The 18233-nt window shown below is 41.3% G+C and carries 16 protein-coding genes; 7 read left to right on the top strand and 9 right to left on the bottom strand.

The window, feature by feature from the left end; translation table 11 throughout:
* Positions 1–78: 78 nt before the first annotated feature.
* Entirely contained in the window at positions 79–531 is a 453-nt protein-coding gene (locus QNI15_RS14640) for a DUF2267 domain-containing protein (protein ID WP_313978469.1), read from the bottom strand.
* A 561-nt stretch (positions 532–1092) separates the two neighbouring features.
* Between QNI15_RS14640 and QNI15_RS14635 the strand changes: the two genes are divergently transcribed.
* The 3 genes from QNI15_RS14635 to QNI15_RS14625 all read left to right on the top strand — a co-directional run bounded on the left by QNI15_RS14635 (position 1093) and on the right by QNI15_RS14625 (position 4460).
* Complete coding sequence (locus tag QNI15_RS14635) at positions 1093–1911, top strand: universal stress protein (protein ID WP_314032303.1); 819 nt, start codon at positions 1093–1095, stop codon at positions 1909–1911.
* Positions 1912–2509: 598 nt separating this feature from the next.
* Positions 2510–3112 (top strand): DUF4136 domain-containing protein, encoded by a 603-nt coding sequence (locus tag QNI15_RS14630; protein ID WP_314032302.1) that lies wholly within the window; start codon positions 2510–2512, stop codon positions 3110–3112.
* A 244-nt stretch (positions 3113–3356) separates the two neighbouring features.
* On the top strand, positions 3357–4460 hold the full coding sequence (locus tag QNI15_RS14625) for a beta-alanine-activating enzyme beta-propeller domain-containing protein (RefSeq protein ID WP_314032300.1): 1104 nt from the start codon (positions 3357–3359) through the stop codon (positions 4458–4460).
* Positions 4461–4463: 3 nt separating this feature from the next.
* Here the strand turns inward: QNI15_RS14625 and QNI15_RS14620 are convergent, their stop codons facing one another.
* The gene (locus QNI15_RS14620) at positions 4464–5228 is read right to left on the bottom strand and encodes a class I SAM-dependent methyltransferase (protein ID WP_313978473.1); all 765 of its coding nucleotides are present in this window, start codon (positions 5226–5228) and stop codon (positions 4464–4466) included.
* Positions 5229–5500: 272 nt separating this feature from the next.
* Here QNI15_RS14620 and QNI15_RS14615 point away from each other — a divergent pair, with 272 nt between their 5' ends.
* Positions 5501–6157 carry a phosphatidylserine decarboxylase family protein gene (locus QNI15_RS14615; RefSeq protein ID WP_313978474.1) on the top strand — a complete coding sequence of 219 codons (657 nt, stop codon included), beginning with the start codon at positions 5501–5503 and terminating at the stop codon, positions 6155–6157.
* A gap of 725 nt (positions 6158–6882) precedes the next feature.
* On the opposite strand, the gene QNI15_RS14610 is transcribed toward QNI15_RS14615, so the two are convergent.
* The 7 genes from QNI15_RS14610 to QNI15_RS14580 form a co-directional block, all read right to left on the bottom strand.
* Positions 6883–7782 carry a hypothetical protein gene (locus tag QNI15_RS14610; RefSeq protein ID WP_314002916.1) on the bottom strand — a complete coding sequence of 300 codons (900 nt, stop codon included), beginning with the start codon at positions 7780–7782 and terminating at the stop codon, positions 6883–6885.
* A gap of 214 nt (positions 7783–7996) precedes the next feature.
* The gene (locus QNI15_RS14605; protein ID WP_314032299.1) at positions 7997–8527 is read right to left on the bottom strand and encodes a DinB family protein; all 531 of its coding nucleotides are present in this window, start codon (positions 8525–8527) and stop codon (positions 7997–7999) included.
* Between the two features lie 109 nt (positions 8528–8636).
* Positions 8637–9140: a YbhB/YbcL family Raf kinase inhibitor-like protein gene (locus QNI15_RS14600; RefSeq protein WP_314002920.1), complete on the bottom strand. Its 504-nt coding sequence runs from the start codon at positions 9138–9140 to the stop codon at positions 8637–8639.
* Positions 9141–9199: 59 nt separating this feature from the next.
* Positions 9200–10093 carry a helix-turn-helix domain-containing protein gene (locus tag QNI15_RS14595; protein WP_314002922.1) on the bottom strand — a complete coding sequence of 298 codons (894 nt, stop codon included), beginning with the start codon at positions 10091–10093 and terminating at the stop codon, positions 9200–9202.
* A 383-nt stretch (positions 10094–10476) separates the two neighbouring features.
* Positions 10477–10959, bottom strand: coding sequence for a GAF domain-containing protein (locus QNI15_RS14590; RefSeq protein WP_314032523.1), 483 nt, complete (start codon positions 10957–10959; stop codon positions 10477–10479).
* 368 nt (positions 10960–11327) lie between these two features.
* Positions 11328–11873 (bottom strand): VOC family protein, encoded by a 546-nt coding sequence (locus QNI15_RS14585; protein WP_314032297.1) that lies wholly within the window; start codon positions 11871–11873, stop codon positions 11328–11330.
* A gap of 135 nt (positions 11874–12008) precedes the next feature.
* Positions 12009–12896, bottom strand: a complete 888-nt coding sequence (locus tag QNI15_RS14580; protein WP_314032295.1) for a helix-turn-helix domain-containing protein — start codon at positions 12894–12896, stop codon at positions 12009–12011.
* Positions 12897–14995: 2099 nt separating this feature from the next.
* On the opposite strand from QNI15_RS14580, the gene QNI15_RS14575 reads away from it, so the two are divergent.
* The 3 genes from QNI15_RS14575 to QNI15_RS14565 are packed head-to-tail and all read left to right on the top strand — an operon-like array spanning position 14996 to position 17757.
* Positions 14996–15367: a helix-turn-helix domain-containing protein gene (locus QNI15_RS14575; protein ID WP_314002928.1), complete on the top strand. Its 372-nt coding sequence runs from the start codon at positions 14996–14998 to the stop codon at positions 15365–15367.
* A 3-nt stretch (positions 15368–15370) separates the two neighbouring features.
* Entirely contained in the window at positions 15371–17005 is a 1635-nt protein-coding gene (locus QNI15_RS14570; protein WP_314032293.1) for a DEAD/DEAH box helicase, read from the top strand.
* Positions 17002–17757 (top strand): BT4734/BF3469 family protein, encoded by a 756-nt coding sequence (locus tag QNI15_RS14565; RefSeq protein ID WP_314002932.1) that lies wholly within the window; start codon positions 17002–17004, stop codon positions 17755–17757. The genes QNI15_RS14570 and QNI15_RS14565 overlap by 4 nt, the downstream gene beginning before the upstream one ends.
* Positions 17758–18233 lie beyond the last annotated feature (476 nt).

Here is an 18233-nt window from a genome sequence, read left to right as displayed (position 1 = left end):
CCACCTACTAGTGACAAAACAGAGCGAGGAGGAATACTATTCTTCTTATAACAATAAGACAATCTGTTGTAAAGAAACCTATCCTGCAAAACTGGGAAGACAGAGAAACGGTCGTACCATAGCAGGCAAATACCGTTGCAGTTCACGCACCTGATCTATATCCAGTTTTTCTTGTATATAGCAAAATATATGTTCTATTGACTTCTCAGTATCTGCAGGAGTTGCAAAATCAAAAAAGGCCAGCTTACCAGCTTTCTTACGGATCAAATCCACAAAGTTACACATTTCAGGAGGGACAGAAGGCAGATCAGCTGTATTCCAGTTTTCAATAAACAAAGCTTTCATAGGATGAGGCAGCAACATCAGAATTGCAATGGCATCATCCAGCTTAAGAAGATCTCTCAGTGAGTGGAGGACAGTTCGTAATATACGAACTCCTTTTTCAGGATCTCGTTCCCAATGTAAGTCTCTGGTCAGATCAACCAATTCCGGATGAATTTCGTCAAAGTGTGCTTCGATGATAGTAGTCATGGTATTGCCCCTCCTGCGAGCAATGCTATTAGCTAAAAAATAAACAAAACAAAAATACTTTGAAAGAAGACAGGGATGCTATGACATCATATACTCCAGCAGATGATATTCATCATACTGGCAATAATTACACAAACAGGTTACTCAATACATGTTCTGGTAAAAGTTACCATTACAGATTGGCTATTCATGTATAAACCAAGGTCTCAAAGGCACAATGCCTCAACATAGATAAAAAAGTAAAACACTGATTACCAGAAATTTCTTTGTATCTAAAATTGTACTTCAGACACATATCCATTTCTTTTTCTTATATGAGACAAGTAGTTGTGGTTATAAAAAAAGTGAATAAAAGTAACCGATAAAGTTGTAAAAATCAAAGGAAAAACAAGAAAAAAATTATAACTTAGATAGCGAGTTCATCAACAATCCCCACGATACTATACAGGTCAGAACCAAGGTGTAATAAACCCAAAAAGGGCATGCATACAAGTGAGATATATCATTGAAAAGAGTACTGAGAAGAAGTAGATTTCATAAATTTTTTAACACCAGACTAGTATGAAAACCATCATTGTACCAACCGATTACTCCGATAATGCCTGGTACGCGACCGAGTATGCCGCTCATGTAGCACAGAAGACCAATGCGGGTATTATCTTGTTTCATGCCGTAGACCTGCCTCTGATTACCACAGAAGTCCCTGTAGACATTCCCTCTCTGGATGAACTCAACCGACATCATATGATCCGGCTGGAGGAAATAAAGACTCAGCTAATGAATAAGTATCACATACAGGTAACCTGTAAACTTAGTCTGGGGGCTGTTGCAGAAGTATTGACCCGATATTTTAAAGAGGCAAAGGCGGATCTGATCATTATGGGTTTGCGTGGAACAAATCCAGTTGGGAAATTGCTTATGGGCAGTGTAACTTCTACCCTGCTTAAACGCGGGGATCTTCCGATTCTGGTGATACCCAGAGACTTTTCGTATAAAAACATCAAACACATTATGCTTGCCAGTGATTTTGATTCTTCCTGTTCTCTCTCGCCACTCAGAGACATGGCCGAGGCTTTTGGTGCTCAGGTAGAGGTATTACGCTTGCCACAACCTATGCCAGCAGGTCATTCGCCGGAAAGAACTGCCAGCTATATTGATTTTGAAAATCAGCTATCAGGAGTTAAGCTGGAATACACCTATCTGTATGGAGAGGACATTCAGAGAGGTATAGATCAGAGTGTGTGTGAATCGCATAGTGATTTGCTGGTGATGATACCACGCAAGTATTCATTTTTTGAACGCATGTTTGATAAGAATAATATCACTAAGATGGCATTTCATACCAAAACACCTCTATTGGCATTGCCAGCGGAGAAATAAAGCTTCAATCACTTATTTTATACTCTGAATTATTTCAGACGTTGGATGTAAGTATAGAACATGAGTCATCCTGAATAGTGGATGTAAATAAAACCCAAGCCTATGTTTTTGAAAATGTGGGCTTGGGGTATTCTTGAGAAAGCTCTCTTTCTTCGTTTGTTTAAAACCCAGAACATCACTCTTCTTATCGCCTTGTCACTTTTTTGCTTGTCCAAAAAACAGGGCACCAAATGAGAATTTGGTGAGCCAGATTGGTGTGTTTGTAAAGAAAAGGCACTTTTTCCCGATCCTTCCCCCGCAAGGCCAAGAGCCAACCTCGCGGAAAAAAGATTGACAACGTACCTGTACGACCTTTTGCGTTTAAAGTCACCGGTATTCTCTTTGTATCTTCTTTCTTTGTAGCTAGTGTGAACGTACTATAAATACAAGCAAAATAGGTATATATAAAGTCGCTCAATCGCAGCACAATCCTCATTATTCTACAGGGTAAAGCGTGGCATAGTTTTATTGTACTTTATAGTAGTTGGGTTGGGTATGTGTGTCCCCTATCCTATTTCAGGAAATACAATGTGATTTTTAGCTTTAAATATGAACTCTTATGAAAAACTTAGTAATTGTTCCTATGCTTGGTTTACTGATCTGGCTGGGAGGTTGTGCAGGGTCGCAGGTTGTTACAGATCAAAGCAGAGACGCTGATCTAAGTAAATATCGTACATTTCAGTTTGCAGATGTTGATAATACTAATAAAGGAAGTGAGAATCCATTGTTTGAGAATGAAATTATTGAACAGAATCTTCATGCTTCTATTGCCAGGGAACTTACAGATCGCGGGATGCAACAAACTACATTCAATCCGGATGTAAAAGTTGCGTATCATACCTATACTGAAAAAAAACGGAGTACTGGAAATAATTACTATCCGATGATGTATGGTGGCTGGGGCTGGCGTTATTATCCCTGGGGAATATCTCCCTTTTCGTATGCTGGCCGACAAAGTTATACATATACAGAAGGAACACTTATTATTGATATCATAGATGCACGCACCAATCAACTGGCCTGGAGAGGGTCAATTGCAGGCACTGTAGATAATCCCCGCACATTAAACCGACAGGTTGAAAAAGCAGTAATAGCTATTTTCAAAAAATATCCTGTTTCTCAAGAGTCAGATCAGGAAAAGGCGTTGAGTCGAAGGAAATAAAAAAATTTGCTAAACAAGAGTTATTTCAAAGTTTCACTGTGAGTATGAAACCAGAGTCTATACTTTTTAAAAGAGTGCAGACTCTGGTTTTTTTTGGAATATTTGGTAAGCTGTCTAAAAAAATCGCTAAATAAGCGAAGCATCTCATTCACTTTCAGACACTGTTTTCAACCAATAAGGTAGTATATTTAGCATACATCAGCATCCAGTATAAGTAGCTATCACCTACTCTACCTTTGTATGCATGAAATTAACTCTACTCTCTCTGCAATGTTGTTTATTTATATGGATACTTGTATCTGGTTGCAAAACGGATGATCCGGAGCCTGATGTAAACCGAACTGTATTTATTGGTAGTGATGATGGATATGAATATGCGTTTGATGCCCTTACAGGCAAGTTACATTGGAAAACTCAGATTGGAAACTATGTAGAATCCAGTGCTACAATAGCAAACGGATGGGTATATGTAGGAAGCTCAGATGGCAACCTTTATACACTGGATTCTACTACAGGTACCACCCAATGGAAGACTTCTACCCATGGATTTATATTCTCCTCCCCAACAGTAGTTGATAATAACGTATACCTGGGTAGTCGCAGTGATACGATGTATGCCATGGATGCAGTAAGTGGCACCATCAACTGGAAAAAGAATATAGGTAAGGATATTGAAAGCAGTCCGGTGGTAGCAAATGGAATGGTCTATTTTGGTGCGAAAGATGGTGCTTTATATGCGCTGGACCAGACTACAGGAGATCTGAAATGGAAAGTGTCTACTATAAACGCTTCATTTTCCAGTCCGGCAGTAGTTGAGGGGACAGTATACATTGGATCTGGAAAGGATACACTTTACGCCTTTAATGCCAGTACAGGTGCGCTACAATGGAAAATGGCAACAGGCTCTTTTATCTATTCGAGTCCTGCAGTAGCCAATGGAATAGTATATGTGGGTTGTTACGACAAAAACCTGTATGCCGTTGATACAGCTACAGGCACACTAAAATGGAAGTTTACGGCCAATAGCTCTATCTATTCCAGTCCATTTGTGTCGGAGGGTATTGTGTATATCACCTCTCATGCTGGCAGTACACTATACGCGCTGGATGCAGTGACTGGCACAGCGAAATGGTCTACCACTGTCACCAGCTATCTATTTTCGAGTCCGGTGGTTGCCAATGGTGTAGTGTATATAGGCGACCTTTCGGGTCAGGTATATGCCATTGATGGGATAACCGGACAGAAAAAATGGGTTTCCAATACTAACGGTGCCATTTATTCCAGTCCGGTTGTAGTAACAAAACAACACAAAGTCTTTCACCCAGGTATTAGTGGGGATATACAGTAGCTACTATGAATGCAGTTGTGTTAATCGTGCCAGGTACTGGTCATTTTCGTCTGTAAATAACAATTCACAGGTAAACCCTGCTGCTTCTGCATACTCAGACAGTACGTCAAAGCTTACAAACAACCAGGCAAAAGGCTCTCCTTTTACTTGGTTATATTCCATTTGGTAGGTGACTTCACCATAATATGCACCATTCAGATCAATCCAGTACCCTCCCTCTTCATCCTCATACATATATAGGATGTCAGCCGAATCCAGCAGTATCTGACCATCCGGTTTCAGCATATCTTTGGCCTGCTCCAGAAAATTTGCCAATCCATCCAGCGTGCCTACTACTCCCAGTCCATTCATCATCATCAGGAGGGTATCATATTTTTCGTCTCCGAAGTCCAGAATATTCACACAATGGGCATTCTGAACGCCTCGTTGATTCATAACCCAGACAGCCCCTTCTGAAACATCAATGGCGGTAGTAGTCAGGCCCCTGGATTGCAGAATCAGCGAAAGGCTACCAGCTCCGGCTCCAATGTCCAGAACATGACCCCGGCAGGCAGTAAGGGCTTGCTTTTCGAGCTCAGAGATGGTTTGTTCATTTCGGAAAAAGTGTGCTACAGGCAGATATTCTTCTTCTGCAATATCAATATGCACAATAATTGTATCGGAAGAAGAAGGGTTTGAAAGATACTCTTTTAATGCATCTCCTAGTGGATCACCCCATGAATCTGTGTGTGGAGGAGTGTCCTGTAAGGGTAATTTCTGATCACTCATGAACGGTTTGTATGCTGAAATTGTACCAACATATTGTCAATTGCCCAAAAGTAGCTATTTTCGTGCATTCAAAAAAAACCAGATTGGCGTTCTTTTATCGAATAAACTCTTTCTTTGTATAAAATAAAAGCAGTATACATGCTGTAATTACCTGTCTGTTATCAGCAATATACAGCTGATTATCACATACATGAGAAAGTATAAATTCTTTACAAGTACCCAATTCCATAATCTGAACAGAAACTAAACCAACCCGAAAAATCTGAACCTGTATGACTATCCATAAAGAAGGACGTATTTTATTGCTGGTCTCTTTGCTATTCCTGTTTATTCTGAATGGCATTCTCTTCAATTTCTTTGCTGCGCCCTGGACCTGGATCGTACTGGTGATCTCAGTTGTGTTCTATCTGTTGATCCTGCAGTTCTTTCGGAATCCTTACCGTTTACTGACAAAAGCTGACCTTCAGGTGATTGCACCAGCAGATGGAAAGGTTGTGGTGATTGAAGAGGTTATCGAAACAGAATATTTCAATACTCCCCGCCGTCAGGTTTCTATTTTTATGTCACCGATCAACGTGCATATTAACAGAACACCTATTGAAGGGATGGTTCAATATTTTAAATACCATGCAGGTAAATACCTGGTAGCGTGGCATCCTAAAGCCAGTACGGAAAATGAACGTACTACGCTGGTTATCAAGTCAAACAGTGGCACTGAAATTCTCCTCCGCCAGATTGCAGGTGCATTGGCTAAACGCATTCGCTGGTATATAGCCGAAGGACAACTGGTGTCTCAGGGACAGGAATTTGGTTTTATTAAATTCGGTTCACGAGTAGACTTGTTTTTACCGCTGGATGCAAAGATTCTGGTAAATCTTGGAGATAAGACTAAGGGTGGTGTAACTGTAATTGCAGAGTTAACTAAATAAACAAAGGTTTTCAGCAATAGATTTAAATATACCTTTATTACTTTATACGCCTGTACTTTTAAAAGAGTATAGGCGTTGTTTTTTTGAAGTATTTCGTACTTTATTTGCTACGATTCTATAGCATTTTTCTTCGTCTCTTGCTTATAGTCCAGAACATCTCTCTTCCACTGGCTTCTTCCTTTTTTCTTGTATTTTCCTGAGTTGGTTTATTGTCTCTTATATCACTCTCCCTGCCATGTCACTTTCTTTGCATGCCCAAAGAAAGGGGCACCAAATGAGAATTTGGTGAGCCAGATTGGTGTGTTTGTAAAGAAAAGGCACTTTTCTCCGATCCTCCCGCCCACAGGCCAAAGGCCAACCTCGCGGAGAAAAGATTGCCAGCGCACCTACACCACCTTCCGTGATTGAAGTGATATTTGCTCTCTTTGTAACTTCTTTCTTTGTAGATAGATAATTAGTTGCACAAGTCATATCAACTTTGTGTGCCCGTTGTTGGTGTTATCACCAACGACCTGTTTTCCACCGTTCAGGTTGGTGATAACACCAACCTGGGGAATAATTCCTTTTCTCTCAGAAAGTAAACGCAACTCTATTTATCACGCCTGTCCCGACAAGGGCGGGAAGATCCTTTCAGAAGGACAGAGAGGGAGAGGAGGTGTTTCTTTAGGCGGACAGTGAAGGGAGATCCTTTCGAAAAAGAAGACAAAGGCTTTTGCAGGCTTTAGCTATCTTAGTTTATCCAGTATCCGGGCATCTACCCAGTAAATATCCTGACAACTGGTATAGAGGAAATATTTCCCATCTTTGCTTACAAAGGGGCATAACTCATGGCCTGGTGTATTGATAGTGTCTCCCATGTTCTTTGCTTTAGACCATGTGCCATCTGCTTTTTTGAAACTTATGTAAAGATCGCCTGCACCATACCCATCAGGCCGACTTGCACTGAATATAAGGTACGACTCATCACTTGCCACAAATACATCCGCCTCATAGTGCTGTGTATTAATCGAGTCTCCCAGAGATGCAGGCTGAGTAAATTCCCCACGTTTTGTAGTTGCCGTATAGATGTTATAGCTATCTGCCCGTTCGTCTTTGCCCTTTCTGTTTGATGAAAAGTACATAGTTCCCTTATTTGAAAAAGAAATATAATATTCATTCTTATCCGAATTGATTACAGGGCCTGCATTAACAGGATCTGACCAACCGCTGCCTTTTTTTTCTATGTACCATATATCATAATCTTTCTTTTCTCCTGATTTACCCAATGGCCTGTCAGATATAAAAAACAACTTACTCTCATCTGGAGACAACATTGGATCATTGTAACTGAATACCTTATCAGATAGCAGAACTACTGGTTTTGTCCACTGCCCCTTGTTTAGTTTCATATACCTGATCTCAGCTTTTCCAGCCATGTCAACGGCATAATAGAACTCCTCGCCATTACTGGAAAATACAGAACCAAATTCATATTGATTATTCAACGACACCAGATCAGAGGCAAATTTTATTGGAGTGAGGCCAGGTCTGGGCTGCCCAAGATACTTCAGAGATTCTTTCTCCAGACTTTGTCCAAAGAGTAGGCATGGCAACACAAGTAAGAATGTGATGACTATTGATTTCATACGGTTGGTGATTCAAGGCTATATGGAGGAAAAAATATCAAATTTCACCTTTAAACTAACTTACTCGCATCCGTGCTTATATGTAATCCAATGCTTAGTCTGTCCAGAACTATATATTCCTCTTTGAAAGATAGTAAAACTACTTCACTATCTTTCAAAGAGGAATATATTAAAAACACATCACCCAAACGTCCTGGTATATTATAGTAAAAAATCAGGAACCCGCAAATACACGCAAACTATCTTCATTGTGGACTATACGATAGTATGTAGCCAGATCTGTTGAAGAAAATGTTGTAAAGCCTACCTGGCGTAATAGAGTCACCAGTTGACCACGATGGTAGGTAGAGTGGTTACTCATGTGCAACAATGATTGCCAGAACTCCATTGTACCTTCCCCACCTCCCGGCCATTTGAAAGTGACAGGTTGCAGATACTTTTCTTCAGGATATGTATCCATCAGATTTTTCAAGTCGGCAGATACACCTTCCCAGATTTGTATCAGGTCAGTTTTAGTACCTGTAAATCCAACAGATAAAAAAACAGGCGCAGAAACATTTTTCCAGTAGTCGATCCAGACTTTCTGAGCACTGACAATATGGAGTGCGGTTTGTTTCACACTACTGAAACTACTGACAATCTGTTGCTCCCATTGCTCATCATTGATTTGACTCAACCAGTTAATGGCAATTTTATTTACCCAGATAGTATAGTCAGTTAATTCTGAAATATATTTTTTGTTCATTTTTGATACAGAGATACCATGTTAGTTGAAAAGATATTCAGGAAGGATTCCCTGCGTCACAGGAATGCATTCTATGAGGCAGGGAAGTAGTACCCTCAATTGGGTATAGTTATCCCTGACCATATACCAGGAGTGAAGCCTTTGCCAGTGTGTTCATAGTAAGCATAAATCCTGTAAGTGCTGCACTTGCATTCTCATTTGCTGCTATAGGCTCTTTAAGTGCGTGAACGGTAATGATATAGCGGTGAAGCTCTCCGGCAGGTGGACAAGGGCCAAAATAGCCTTTTACTCCGATGTCGCTTAAGCCACCAACCGCCCCTTCGGGTAAGTTGTTTTCGGATAGGCTACCGGCATCACTGGCAAGGGATGTGATGGAAGGTGGAATGTTATATACGACCCAATGCCACAGTCCGCTTCCTGTTGGGGCGTCAACATCGTGCATGGTTACGGCAAATGCTTTTGTTTCGGATGGGGCATTTTCCCAATGCAATTCAGGTGAGATATTTTCACCTGAACAACCGGGTCCATTACCAAACTGTTTTTGGGTAAACTGACCTCCTACCTCCTTGCTCCTCAAAGTGAATGTTTGTGTTACTGTTGCTTGTGTTTCCATTTTTCTTTGCGTTTTAATGTGTATGCAAAGGTAGAGGCAAGCCCACAGTTCAATTATGGCTAATCGATCAAAGTCTGTTGGGAAAAGGTCATCTTTTGCTGCTGAAATTGTTTAGGGCTTATACCATATACCTGTTTGAACGATTGAGAAAAGCTGGAGTGATTTTCGAAACCTACTTTGTAAAACACTTCGCCCGGATGTTCGTTTTGTAACAACAATGAAGTGGCTATTTCCATTTTGCGTTGCAGGAAGTATTGGCGCGGAGTAATGTTATAAAGTTTTACAAATCTCCGTTTAAACGTAGAGACACTGGTATGACACAGAAAGGCTAACTCTTCTAAGGTAAGATTGCTGGTGATATTCTGCTCTACTGCTTTTCTGAGTTCAAGATCAGAGTATTCTTCCTGGCTCCTTATGTGAAAAGACAACATTTCTTCCGGGTATTTTTCAAACAGATGAAGCATTAATTCTTCAAATTTCAGTTCTATCTTTTTGTCAGAAAAGGAGGAAGTCTGAGATTGAATCAATCTCAGAGAAGCTATATAGTTTCTGATAAACTCATCTTTCTCAAACACAAGGAATGGCTCTTGACTCTGGCTCGGCTTTGACGAAATTTTTTCAATACTGGAGGCGTATTTTAGAAAGAACTTCGTTAACACTGTATTGTCAAAAAACAACATTGTGCTGCGATAACTCTTGTCGACAGGACGCTTTTCTGTCATCAGGCAATTACCAGACGAAAGTATGGCAAATTGAGAGTCAGTAATAATGGTGGCGTTATTGGCATAATGAACCACTTTTTCGCCTTGTTCCAGTAATGTAATGAGATTTTGCTGAAGAAATATCTGATTTCTCCGGGCTTGCTTGTCAGAAATGTAATGAAACAGGGCCAAATCCCGAATTGGTGTTTGGTCTGTCTGAGATTGGCCTGATAGCGAAGAATTATCTGACATAGCTTTTCTGATATAAATCTATCTCGAAACATGAGTAAAACCCAAGCCTATACTTTTGAAAATGTGGGCTTGGGGGTAATTTCTGAGAAATTTCTTTAGTTGCTTTGTTTATTGTCCCTTACATGATTCTACTTGCAGCTTTCTACTTTTTTGCTTGTCCAAAAAAGTAGGCCAAAAAGGACACTTTCTGCCGATCCTTCAGCCCGCAAGGCCAAAGGCCAACCTCGCGGCAGAAAGATTGCCAACGCACCTACACTGCCGTTCACTATTGAAGTCGTCTTTGCTCTCTGTGTGACACTTGTTCTTACTTTCTCAATGACACCCTTTTACTCAAAGTTTGGGATGACTTATGTTTCCATGCGAAGGAAAACTGAGTTATACTATTATAACGTTTTTTCTAATAGTCGCATAATTTGTTCCAGCCCTTCTTTATCTACTTCACTGAAATCATTTAACTGGTCGCTATCTACATCCAGTACACTGAACACCTGTCCGTCTTTGAAGATAGGCACTACAATCTCTGATTTTGAATCAGAGGAACAGGCTATATGCCCTGGAAACTGCTCTACATCGGGTACCAGTACAGTTACCTGTGTACGGTAGCAATAGCCACATACCCCTTTATCGAAGTCAATCCGGGTGCAGGCGATAGGGCCCTGAAACGGTCCCAGTACCAGTTGATTGTTTTTAGTCAGGTAAAAGCCTACCCAGAAAAAGTCAAATGCCTGTTTCAGAGCACCAGCTATATTTGCCAGGTTAGCAATCAGATCTGTTTCCCCGTCAATAAGTGAAGCAATCTGAGGAATCAGGGTATCATATATCTCTTTACGATCAGTGGTAGTAGGAATACTAAGTGTTTCTGCCATAGGAATGAGTACATAGAAAGCCATATCAAAAGCTGACATGGCGGATTAGTTTTGTCGATGCGATGTTACAAATTAGATTTTATACTTTAACGACAAACTTTCACGAATCATTCCAAAGGTAGCAGTATAGTAAATGAAGTTGTTTAGGATAAGTTTTAAACCAGCTCAACGAGCAGATTTTGTAGCATGCCTTAATTTCAATCCCCAGGTTGGTGTTATCACCAACCTGAACGGTGGGAAACAACTCGTTGGTGAATAACACCAACGACGGGAGAAGGAACACAAAGTTTTTGAAACGAAACTTTTAGATATTTCCCTTACTTACAGAATTAAACACTTGCATGTTGTGATGAGTAGTCGTAAAGGCTTTAGTATGGCACTTGCAACAAGTTTTTCTGCTTTCGGATTGCCTCATCGAGAGATTTCTGTATGTACGCGATCCCTGCAATCGCTTCCGGTGAAGAGGCTCTTTTTTTAACCTCTTCCGGGTTTGTAAAGTCCACCTCTTCGATACGCTGATTTATCCATAGAAGATTACCCAATGGATCTATTATCCGGCATACCTTCTCGCCAAACCAGAGTGTGGTACTATCTGTTACGGATGTGGCTCCAAGTGCCAGGGCTTTCTGATAAGTAATTTCGATATCCTCTACATACAGATTCAGAAAAGTCGGTGTAGGTCCCCATCCGTCTCTTGCGTCAAAAAGCATTACCATTGCGTTGCCAATTTTTACAACCGCATGAATAATCACACCTTCTTCATCTGTAATTCGGCTGTTGGGTACTTCTTCTGCGTCAAAGACGGTTGTTAGAAAATGGATCATTTTTTCTGTAGAAGGGGAAATGATCCAGGGTGTTACAGCCGTATACCCATCCGGTACTGTTTTAACTGTGTGAGTTTTGTTGTCTGACATGGTTGTGTGTTTTAATACCTCATTGTTGTACAACAAAACTACTCTCCTCTTCTAAGATGGTAAGGATGAGAAAGTTGGAAAAAATGGCAAAAATCTTGGTTTATCGTAGCCGACCTGGTGTAAATAATCTCTCATCTACTTGTTGTTTTGTCTGTATTGAAGCGGTGTACTCTGGACTTCCTTCTTAAATAGTTTGGTAAAATGAGTGGGTTCTGCAAAGTTTAAATGAAAAGCGATCTCTGAAATATCATTATTGGTAAACCGAAGCAGGTATTTAGCCTCCTCCAGTCTTCTTTCGGTCACGATACTCTTTGCCGTTTTACCTGTGGCTGCTTTTATGGTCTGACTTAAATGATTGGCTGTAATGTTGAGCATATCTGCATAGTCTGCCACCAACGTCTTGTGTATAAAATGCTTGTTTACCAGATAGTGGAATTGAGAGGCAAGAATCAAGCTTTGCTTTTCAATGGGTTGTTGTTTAGAACCCTCGTAAATTCTCCGCACCTGCCAGAGAACCGCCTGCAATAAAGCTCTCATTATTTGGGAATTATAACTAAAACCGTTTGCCTGTTCCGTTACAATCTGCTGACAGTTTAAGGCCAGATCCCTGAACTCACTTTCATTGATAGGAAACAGATTGGTTTGTTTGATGTTGAAAAACGGGAAATCTTCTAACAGGTTCATTTCTGATTCATACCGGGTAAAATCAGATTTAAAACAGAGGCAAAAGCCAAACCAGTCATCGTTTTTTTCCCACTTCATTACCTGGCCTGGTGCGGCACACACAATAAAATGATCCACATTTTCGAATGTAGTTGTGTTGAGTGTAAAGTTTAAGCTCTTGGTACCAAAGCTGATGATGAGTGTAAAAAAATCGAGTCTATGGGGAGGATAGTGGTTGACCGTTAGCTGGTTTGCATCACGCATGTCAAAGATGTGAAAAGAAGGATTGCTTGTACGAAGTGAGAGACCCGTGCTTTCATAGGCTTCGTTTATTTCCTTAATAAGAGGGATTCCTGTCATTTTGAGTGTCTTTTACAGAAACACAGTGTTGAATAACTAACTTAGCCAAATAGGAATTCAATGTACGCCATTTCATGAGGTATTTAGCGACAATTGTATTCTCTTTGCTCAAACTGACTTCTTATGGTTTACATTGAACTTGTTTAAAGCCATCTCGTAAATTAGGTAAAGGCAAAGGTCTTATCCTATCACATAACTTTTGCAGAAAAGCATTCGGTAAATAAAGAAAAGATACCTAAAAAAATACCTTACTAAAGAGAAATACTACTCTCTGCCCTACTGAAAGACCATTTCATTTCCCTGTCCCCTTTTGTCCTTTTCCTTCTGAAAGAATCAGTCTATCTATCTTTTTGGAAAAATTAGGTTCCCTTCCTGTCCTTCTGAAAGAATCTCGTGGCAAGACCGGCGGTTTTTCTGATTGGAGAGTATTTTTTCTCAGGACCCAAGCATGACTCTATTTGTCACAAGATTCTTTCAGAAGGACAACAAAGGGAGATTTCCTTTCAGGAGTACAGAGAAGAAAGTCCTTTTCAGACAGAGTTTAAAATACACAAAAATCCTCTCTTTTAAGAGATAATATTACAAAAATATAGTAACTAAAAAATATTCTATAAAAACCAAAAACATAGTATTCTTAAAATAAATCATCAGAGAATAAAAATATATCAATTCATTCCCTTCCCACTTACCCTTGCTCCCAGAAAACGATTACAGGTCATTAGAAGAGATTAAAGCGATGCTATTGAGTTTTGAACCAGTAAACTGATTATGGGCTGGCAATGCCTTATAAGTGATCTTTCATGCCTTATAGGGCCTATCTGACACAAAGGAGTCTGAAAAACACTCTGCCTCCATCCTTCTGAAAGTAATACCACTCCCCTTTTGTCCTTCTACCAGGCGAGTTTCTTTGGAAGGAGTAGGAAAGCCACTCTGATGGATTTAGCTTTTAGAAGACATTAGAAAGCTTCTGATGGTGAATACCTGCTAACAGACCCAGAACATGGGCTATGATCAGATAATAGTTTATAGAGCCTCTTTGGGGCCTCAGATTTGATTTTAGACTCCGTTTTGTACACAACCGAAGCCTTGATGAAAATTTTACTCAAATCAGACTTATGATATAAAATAAATACAATCCACATATCTTACCCAGCTTACCCCATCTGAATAAATCTTTCAGAAAAAGAAACCGACAAAAATTTTTAATTATAATTAATTATAATAATGACAAAAAATAAAATACCTTATCTGCTAACACTCAAAAAGATAGATAAAAACAAATCTTTTTTCTACGATTACATGAATAACTTTTATACAAAAATATTTGCAAAATCCTCTTTCCGGTTTAATTTTGTCCTTGAGTTCACACAGAGATTCATTTGTGAAATGTAGTGGATAAAAGAAGACAAACGAACCAGTTATTCGGATGCTTTTTTGTCGCCTCTGACAATCGCAACTCAACGCATACTTTCAACACACAACCTGATTTCAGTTTTCTTGTTACTTTTCAGTTTTTTTTACATGAAATTCAAAAATCTCACCCCCGGTTTCTGGTCTGTTGTCTATCACCTTAAACCCTATTTTTCAGATACGCTTTCATTGCACACCTATTGTACAAAGCCTCAACCGGCTAGTGCATACTCAACTAGTGCATACCCAGTAAAAACAATGACCCTATAAAATAGAAATAGGAACCCCTTTTGTGAGAGATTCCTAGCATGAGCCAATGTAGCGAAGTTTGGCGACAGAACTACAGTTGGACTTAGAATCAACCTTCTGTTTTGCAGAAAGGCTGCTTTATCTTTATTCAGAAACAAGACAAAAGAGTATTTTCTTTTAAATGCTCTGCACTATATATACGAAGCGAAAATCTATTGGAACGTCAATAGAGACAAGTAGTACTATCGTAGTAGCCAATGAAACAAAGGTAGCAACATTGTCAGTAAAAGTAAATAGGCTTAGGGCTTTTTCGTCGAAAAGGCAACAGCTGCTATTTGCAGAACTAATTGGAGTCACCTGCGTTTCATTTGTCCTGTTTCTGGTTATCCTCACAAGAGGGGGTTCTGTGTAATTAATTTTTACCACAACCTCATCCATGTATGTTTAATCCCTTTGAAGAGCTTCAATTGAGGCTTATTCGCCTGGAGGCTCTGATCGTAGAGCTCCAATCTGTTACCATTCCTGTTGCACCAGCCGACAAGCAGCTTGGCGGCATCGAATTAGCCATGCAGATTACGGGCCTGGCTCAGTCTACTATTTACAATCTGGTATGTGCCGGCAGCATTCCGCATATGAAGCGGGGACGCAAGCTGTATTTCAGCAAGCCTGAACTGGAAGCCTGGATACTAGCAGGTAAACAGAAAACACTTCAGGAACTGGAAGAAGAGATAAAGCGCCATTTATCTGACAACGGCAATCCGGAAGAGCCTGATCAGGCAACAGGGAACTCATCAGCCATCCAAAACAGCTAATCCATGAAAGAGGATGTGTTTTTAAACCATGCTACGGGCATGGATGGCGAAGCTTTGCCCTTACCGAACGTATCGGTTGCAGCTGTACACGCAGGAACAGGCAACCCAAAACTGGCTCTGAGAGGCTACCAGGAAGAGTGTATCCAGGCTATTGCACAAAAGCACCAGAGTGGCACAAAGCGTGTCATCCTGTGCCTGCCTACAGGTGCGGGTAAAACTGTGACCTTCTCTGAGATTACCCGACGCACACTGGAAGCAGCAGGTTTAGGCCGTATACTGATTCTGGTGGATCGTATCGAACTGTTGTATCAGGCAGCAGCTACCCTTCGGAAAGCGGGATTAGAGGTAGGTTTACTAAAGGCCGGAGTGAAATATATGCCGTCACAGGAAGTGGTGGTGGCCATGGTTGAAACCTACTACAAACGTGTCAAAAAAGGCTGGTCATTGCCGGATCTTCACCTTATTATTATAGACGAAGCACATAAGGGCAACTTTCGGAAAGTAATAGACCTGCACCCGGATCTACCTATCATTGGAGCTACAGCGACGCCTGTGGCTGCCAGTAAGCACGATCCACTCAAAGATTATTTTGAGGACATTGTAATAGGTACAGAGATACACCTTTTGATTGAAGCAGGTTATCTGGCTACCCCCCGCTACTTTGCGGTGCCTATGGAAATCACTGCCTCGACAGGGTATGATGGCGAGTATAAAAATAGTGAACTCTATACTGACTTTAATAAACCGAAGCTGTACCGGGGTTGTGTCTCTAATCAGCAGGAACATGCGCTGGGTAAAAAGACGGTGATCTTTTGTGTCAACATTGCGCATACGCATTTTACCGCTCAGGCTTTCCGGGAGGTGCATGAGCAGGTGCGTACGGTTACTTCGTATACCTCAGATGAAGAACGCCAGGCAACACTGCAGTGGTTTGCACATACGCCCGATGCCATTCTGGTGAACTGTGGCATTCTGACTACGGGCTTTGATGAACCCTCTATTGAGTGTATCATCCTGAACAGAGCTACTCAATCACTGCCGTTGTATCTGCAGATGTGCGGACGTGGCTCACGCACTACAGCCACCAAGGAGGAGTTTATCATTATAGACATGGGCAACAACATCCTTGAGCATGGCCTGTGGCATGTGCCCCGCGACTGGAGTTATTTGTTCCATAGTGGCAAGCCGCCCAAAACGCTTGACATTGCTCCTACGAAAGAGTGCACAGAGTGTCATTCGATTATTCCCTTAGGCAGTGTACACTGTCCGTATTGTGGCTGGGAGTTTGAACGCCTCACCCAAGAGAAAAAAGAAAGCCAGCAGGTACAAACCCAGGAGATGACCATAGACTGGTCTTATCTGAAACAAAAAAGCTTGTCAAAAATGAGTGTCACCGAACTCATGCAACGGGCTCAGCTAGGCAATCTACGGACAGGCATACCTTACAAACCCAAATGGGTGCTGTTCTGCATCATGGAGCGCGAAAATCCCAAACCCCTGCTGCAAGAGTATGCCCACATCAAAGGCTATCGTCCGGGTTGGGTAGACAAGTTTATGCAGGAATATGCCCAGATGGGCAATCTGTGTAATCCTGTAGAGGCAAACCCGCGTGATAACCTGGTGTCCCACAGGCTATGATTGTCACGCCCCAGGTTGGTGTTATCACCAACCTGAACGGTGGGAAACATCTCGTTGGTGATAACACCAACGATGGGAAAATCCGAAAGGGTCGTCTGATAAATCCAATCGTTCGCGTTCGGAAACTGGGCGCACACATGGGTGCGCCCCTACAATTTCGGAATGCTACAAACATTCGCTGTGGGCACACTCAGACAAAAAATCTATTCTCTAACCTTTTATTCTCTTATATACTTATGTCAACTATTAGTTTCTTTTCGCCTGTAGATGCTTTAACCTGTAACTCTTATCCACTGGACTTATACCTAACCCATATACAGGAAGGGTTATGGCGTGGAATAATAGAGCAATACCGTCAGGAACGTACCAGCCAACTGCGTTTGTCCCTTTCAGTTGTGACTCTGTCGGGTTCGTTTGCTATCCGCAATCAGGAACTGTCACTCATCAGACATTCGGGTTTTATCGGTATCGATGTAGACGGCTTTCGCGATCTGCAGCGAGGCAAACAGATACTGGCTCAGGATAAGTATACGTATGCCGTGTTTGAGAACTATTCTGGCAAAGGGCTGACAGTAGTAGTACGTATTCTGGCTAATGAACATACACAAGCGTATCAGGCTCTCAGTGTGTATTATGAGGCGGTATATGGCATTGTTACTGACCCTTCTGACCAGCAGGTTACCAAGCTGCGCTATGTTACCTATGATCCAGGTCTGACAGGGAATTACAAAGCTGAGGTGTTCTATGTATGATCCGATACCTGTAGGGGCGATTGGCAGATCGCCCTGGTTGACATCCGAATGATTAGGATTAACCCGATTCTGTAGGGGCGACTGGCGGTCGCCCACATTCCCACAGACACGGCATGGGACACATCCGAAAGGGTTGTCCGATAAACCCAATCATTCGCGAATGGAAACCAGGCAGGGCAAGTCCTTATCGTGTCCCATATCTTTTCTGGAAATGAAGGTTTTAAAAAGAAAGACGCTGGTTCGAACGTCCGTTCGGACCTATAGTGAAAGCAACGTCCGTTGCGTTGGGGCAAATTGATACTTGTTCAGGTTTGTGATAGTACCCAAACAAGGTTTTACCCACCAACGCAGCGTCCGCTCAATGCTGTCAACTTAAGAGTTAAGTATTGGGTTAAGTAAGTATGGAAACGAAAATACAAACCCTCTTTTCTACGGTTCATACTTTGCTAATGAGCCAACAGTTCAAGATTGAACAT

The organism is Xanthocytophaga flava, from assembly GCF_030068545.1.
Taxonomy (GTDB): domain Bacteria; phylum Bacteroidota; class Bacteroidia; order Cytophagales; family 172606-1; genus Xanthocytophaga; species Xanthocytophaga flava.
Note: the sequence above shows the minus strand (reverse complement) of the source record. Positions and strands in the feature narration are given on the sequence as shown.